The sequence below is a fragment of the Vibrio sp. V42_P2S4T144 genome (assembly GCF_009904715.1).
Classification (GTDB): domain Bacteria; phylum Pseudomonadota; class Gammaproteobacteria; order Enterobacterales; family Vibrionaceae; genus Vibrio; species Vibrio alginolyticus.
This window is the reverse complement of record NZ_WXWS01000388.1, coordinates 1-5,077: the sequence shown is the minus strand read 5'-3', so window position 1 is coordinate 5,077 and position 5,077 is coordinate 1. Positions and strand designations below refer to the sequence as shown.

At 43.4% G+C, this 5,077-nt stretch carries 4 protein-coding genes; all 4 read right to left on the bottom strand.

The annotated features are described in order from the left end of the window. Window positions 1-93: 93 nt before the first annotated feature. From cas6f to CAG68_RS13050, 4 genes are read right to left on the bottom strand one after another with little or no spacing between them, the layout of a single operon-like run. Window positions 94-699 carry a type I-F CRISPR-associated endoribonuclease Cas6/Csy4 gene (cas6f, locus tag CAG68_RS13065; RefSeq protein ID WP_161441247.1) on the bottom strand — a complete coding sequence of 202 codons (606 nt, stop codon included), beginning with the start codon at window positions 697-699 and terminating at the stop codon, window positions 94-96. Window positions 700-707: 8 nt separating this feature from the next. Next, window positions 708-1,739 (bottom strand): type I-F CRISPR-associated protein Csy3, encoded by a 1,032-nt coding sequence (gene csy3, locus CAG68_RS13060; RefSeq protein WP_065646504.1) that lies wholly within the window; start codon window positions 1,737-1,739, stop codon window positions 708-710. Window positions 1,740-1,745: 6 nt separating this feature from the next. Then, entirely contained in the window at window positions 1,746-3,833 is a 2,088-nt protein-coding gene (locus tag CAG68_RS13055) for a type I-F CRISPR-associated protein Csy2 (protein ID WP_161441246.1), read from the bottom strand. Between the two features lie 2 nt (window positions 3,834-3,835). Beyond that, window positions 3,836-5,047: a TniQ family protein gene (locus CAG68_RS13050; protein WP_161441245.1), complete on the bottom strand. Its 1,212-nt coding sequence runs from the start codon at window positions 5,045-5,047 to the stop codon at window positions 3,836-3,838. Window positions 5,048-5,077 lie beyond the last annotated feature (30 nt).

Below are 5,077 nucleotides of genomic sequence, written 5' to 3'. Positions count from 1 at the left end.
GCTTAAAGTCACAATTCATCAAAATACCCTTTTTCTTCGTACTTTTGTAAGTGCTTGTTTTTATTTCTCTAAAAAACAGCTTTAGAAAAAGGGTCAAAAATGTAACTCAGGTACCGTGCCTTTTCTTTCTTGATTAGTGGCTAAACCATAGCTATTAAAGTTTGCTGCACCGCGCTCACAGACAAACTCCTTTTGCACAAACAAAATATAATCTTCTCCAGATGAACCGCTGGAGATTGGTATTCGATGGAAGCTATCGACGACACGCTCTTCATTAGTGACTGGTAATGATGTTCCAGCATCAAGTAGTTCGGCTCTCGCCATGCTACGTTTGATTCGACGTTTCTTGGAACCCAGAAAGCTTTTCCCAATCGTTTGGTTACGGGTAAACCTCACCTCTAAAGCATTGTCTGGAACCTCACATACACTGGAGACCTCAAATAAACCTTCATTTACCATCAAAGAATAATAGGGCTGAAAAGAGAGTCCTATTATCATCTCTTTATCGTCGGCAACAAAGGCTATGGTTTGACCAACCGTAACATCACTCCAGCCGGGGAAGCTCACGCCTATTTTATTCATGGCTTGTCGGTTATTGACCATAAACAGGTGCATTTGAGATATACAACGCCCTGCTAACAGCTCATAGTCGGCTTGAACAGGGGTATAACGTATACAGAAGTAGTAACGCTTCGTCATAGTCATCCTTACTTCGCTTTGGAACAATTGAAGAGCCCACCCTTGATCAAGACCGACATAATAAAGTGCACGTCATTTGGGATGCTCTGAGAAGCTGTCATTGTCTCAATCCAATTCTCTGTATTTCTGACTAACTGGTAAAAGTCATTTCCATAGGAAACATGTCGCCTTGCTATAACGTACTCTCGGTCAGCTCCATACTCATTCACTCTTAATGGCTTATCTGCTTCTTCATGCCACCAATCGTCAATCGATTGCAATGCTGCACCAATTTTCTGACCATGAAAAGCAGCAGTTTCTTTTCCGTTCAATAATTCTACGGTAGCTAACTGCTTAGTAGGAGCACCATCTTCTCGATCATCCAAGAACTCTTGGCTTGGGTAAACCTCATCCCCCCAACCAACTCCAATTTTAGCTTTGACATCCATGTAGAAATATTCGGTCGGGTCAGATAGGGCTCGCATCAGATAAGCTGTAAGTTTTTCTAGGCATTCTGCTGAAGCTTCATCCCAATGACCATACCAAGAAAGCCTTGTTGCGTTTTCTACAATCAAGGTTTGTGAATCACTGGTGGTCACTTCTATCGACAATCTTCGACACTCTCTGTTTCTCCAAAGCCAAGTACCAAGCAGAATGTTCTTCGCGTATCTAAGAGCAAGTTCCTGATACCCATTGAGCTCTTCATATGTTTTAGCAAGTAACGAAAGTTTAGAACGCACTTCATCATCACTACAGGTATCTGGAGTTAGAGAGTTGGCTCGAATTCGAAGGGGGAATGCACAGTAGATATCATCAACACCAGGTTTTACATAACACTCTTCGATGAACTGAGGATTGGAGTAAGCTAAATCTTGTGGAGCAACATTCTTTTCTACGAACTTGCCCCCTTTATATGCTTCTGCATAACCACCTTTTGGTGCGCGCAACCTAGTTCTATCAATTTCAAGGGGGCACATCTCACCACTTTTAGATAGATAGTAGAAATATGCTTTGCCAGCAGAGAGTGATCGAACGTAGTTCAGCTGAGTGCAAAGTTCCATAAACGATTAACCCCTAAAGTTTTTTATAAGAATAGTTTCGCTACTGCATTCTATCGACCAAAAGGCATGATTGAAAAAGTGATCTCTTCCACTAAAACGTACTTCTATCGGGTTCACTTTCTTAGCTAACCCTATCGCATTTTCTGCATAGGCGTGACAATCGGTGATCGAGTTGCACCGTTTAGTCGGACGTTCTAACAAATGGTAGCCAATAGAAACTGGCAAATTATCAGCGTCTTTCGTTATTAAATGCTCTAGGTCATCAAAGTCACTCGGCTGGTTCTCACTTGGACATAACCATCGCCCGTAGGCTGGCAAACCTTTTATGACATGGAAAAGCTCGCTCCTGCTGGTAAACGTCCTTAGCCACTCAATCTGCGTCGAGAGCTGTGGTTGGTATAACGCCCCTCCGGCGAAAGCAACGGGAAGTGCCGTTTTAAGCGCGGCCTTAAAATCTGAAATTCGGCTTTCACTATGAACTCTAATAACTAAGTCTATCTCTAGGTCCGCCAATCGTTCACTACGAATGGTAGGTCGTTTCGCGTTTGAAACCGTTCTAGCTTTAGCGACCGAGTTAGGCTCGGTAAGCTTCGCGGTCGATTGAATGTTCTCGCTTCGAACATAAAAAGAGAAACTCGAAAATTCAAACAGGGAATTACTATTAACTAGCTTATTGAACTCTCTTTGATAACGGTGCATAAAGCCCCAAATAGCCGTCAAAGAAGGAGCACCGCACAAGTAAGGGCTGCTCATTGCGACAGCATCTTGCACTTTCATTGATGACAAATAGATATACTGCTCGCCCGTTACCTTATCTTCATTACCAATAGGTTTACTGAGCTGTTCGAGAATCCATACAATTTGGGCTTTAACGAGCTGCATAAGCTTAGGGTGATAGGCAAACTTGGCGGCATACTTATTATTCTGCAACGTAAGATGTAAGCGGCGATTAAACTCACTGGCTAAGGAGCCTAGGTCCGATTCTGGTAGCGCCAAAAAGGCTTGAGCTAAAGTGTCATCATGTTCCAATTGCTGTTGATTAGGGTCAGCATCAACGATATCTCTTAACTCAATTAAAGGAAGCATCCAAAGGGCTATCTGCTTTCGCAATATCTTACTTCTAACCTTGCGAGCGCTCTCCCTTTGCTTCTGTGTTTTTGATGGTTCTGATCCAATTAAGTGATTTAACACCTGACAAATTTTGGCGTTAGTTACCTGACAGTCATCAAAGTAGTGACCACTCTTTTTGCGACTTTCAGTTAACGTCCCACCTTTCGAGGGTTTGACTTCTAGCGGGTAGTTAAGAGCTTTCATATGCCCACCTAAACTGCCGCACAAGTTCCCGATACTTGCAGAATTAGGCAGTGACGAAGATACAAAACGAAGCTTACTTTCTCGACTTCTCGATCTTACTTCTAACTCGCTCTGAATGGCATGACTAACCACTGGGGTCACCGAAACATAATCATCCCCCCACGGAAACCGTAGTTGCTTGCTGAAAGGGCTGACACTATCGGGAAAATGATTATCAAGGAGCTGTTCTTCAATTGTATGTTTTAAGCGAGCAAGTGACTTAGCACCTAAACCAAACTCTTTGAGCAACTCAACCCAAACGGGGCTTTCTTGTTGTATAAGTGAAAGAATGCATACGGGCTGTGATTGCCAATTAAAAGGATTCAATAACCACAATGTGTGACGATATACCGCAGAGTCATGTGCCCATCCCAAGCGCTGCTCTAATACTCCGCTTGAAATGAATACCTCGGTTGTCGTAAGAGCCTGTGCAAGTATCCGCTGATCTTTAACTCGACAGTCTGGAAACTTGAGATTATGAGTGTGGAACCATTTAATTTCATCAAGGGACGCCTCTAGGTTCTCAGCCGCTTTTAAATGCCTTTTAGCTCGGGCAACATCCAACCAATCCAAGCACCTATCTAATTTATGGTTTGAGCTGAGATTGAGCAAGATCGTCAACGCTTCTTTTTCACCCCCTTCAACACAGACTTCTTCCGTATAGGGCATGAACATCTTCTTTAGCGTAACCTGCTTTACTGCTTCGTCTTCGATTGCCAATAAGTCACTTAATTTCGTCATAATTACCACTCAGGTAGATATACACTTAAACCATCACTTTCAGAGCTCATTCGAGTCAGCTTTGTTTCGATGACACTTCTTAGAGTAAACGCCGACTCGTGACTCGCTATCTTTGTATGCATTCGCGGCCTAATCGCGGCTTTGATCTCACCAAACTCATACAGCCGATATACCTCATCTGTTGTACAAGAAAGCAATGTAGAAGCTTCTAGAGGGCTGAGCAGTGCATCACCGATATTTCCTTTCACGCTTGATGGAACTGTTGCCATGAGCTGAGTAAAGTAAGCTAACACCTGTGTCAGTACGGTATTGTGACTCAACTGCCGACTAGGTAACTGACGACAACCTTTAAGCAGAGTATCGAAGGCTTCATTGAAAAACACCTTCTTCCAATCTTTTACTCGAACAAGTTCTGCCTTCTCTTTCAAGGCATCGAGGTCTTGCCACAGTGCCGTTGGCCAAGCGCAACAATATTCAATGAATGACTCAAAACTGAGGTCATCGATATCACCATAACGATTTATATACCAAAGTAAAAAGCCATAGCGCTCAGATAACGTCATTTCCCCTGTTAACAATCCCAAGGGTTTTGAATCATTTCCTGACAACCATCGAGCGACCAATACCTCAGCCTCTGGCGCATCTTCGACTGGCGAGTTTCGGAGTTCATACCCACATTCACATTGACTAATACTCTCGGTGCTTTGGTATTCAAGTCTCGACTTACACTCAGGACAGTGATGAACCAGTTTACAGCCATGGTGTTCACAAGCTTGGTGAGAGATAAGTTGCCACTGCTGGCGAATGTAGGGTGCTTCGTCAACACACAGAGGGCAAATAGGCGTGAAGCGTTTGCGAAGAAAAGTATAAGGGTAGTCAGAACCGAATCTGTGTACTGCTTTGTATTGCGGAGAGAATTGAGCTTTTGAATGTGATAAAGCTAAGCGCAGTACACCAAAGTTATTGAGTTTTAATTGGTTCTCAAGGTGGATTAGAACCCTCACCCGCATTTGACTTGTGGTTTGCGCGTGGTAGATATTGACTTGGCTGAGCTCCAAGGGGAAAGCACCAGCAATCGCTTCATGCTGATCCATGGCGTCGAACCAGATATCTTCAGCGAAATGAGAAAATCGCTCGTAGCCTTGTTCATGCGATAAGCGCAACAAGAAGCTTTCGAGCGATTCATCAGGGTAAAGTTGAATGTCCGTTTCCACATGTCACCACTAAAACTTAGAATATCTAAG

Coding starts and splice junctions, on each gene's coding strand:
- cas6f (WP_161441247.1), bottom strand. CDS start 699: ATGACGAAGCGTTACTACTTCTGTATACGTTATACCCCTGTTCAAGCC.
- csy3 (WP_065646504.1), bottom strand. CDS start 1,739: ATGGAACTTTGCACTCAGCTGAACTACGTTCGATCACTCTCTGCTGGC.
- CAG68_RS13055 (WP_161441246.1), bottom strand. CDS start 3,833: ATGACGAAATTAAGTGACTTATTGGCAATCGAAGACGAAGCAGTAAAG.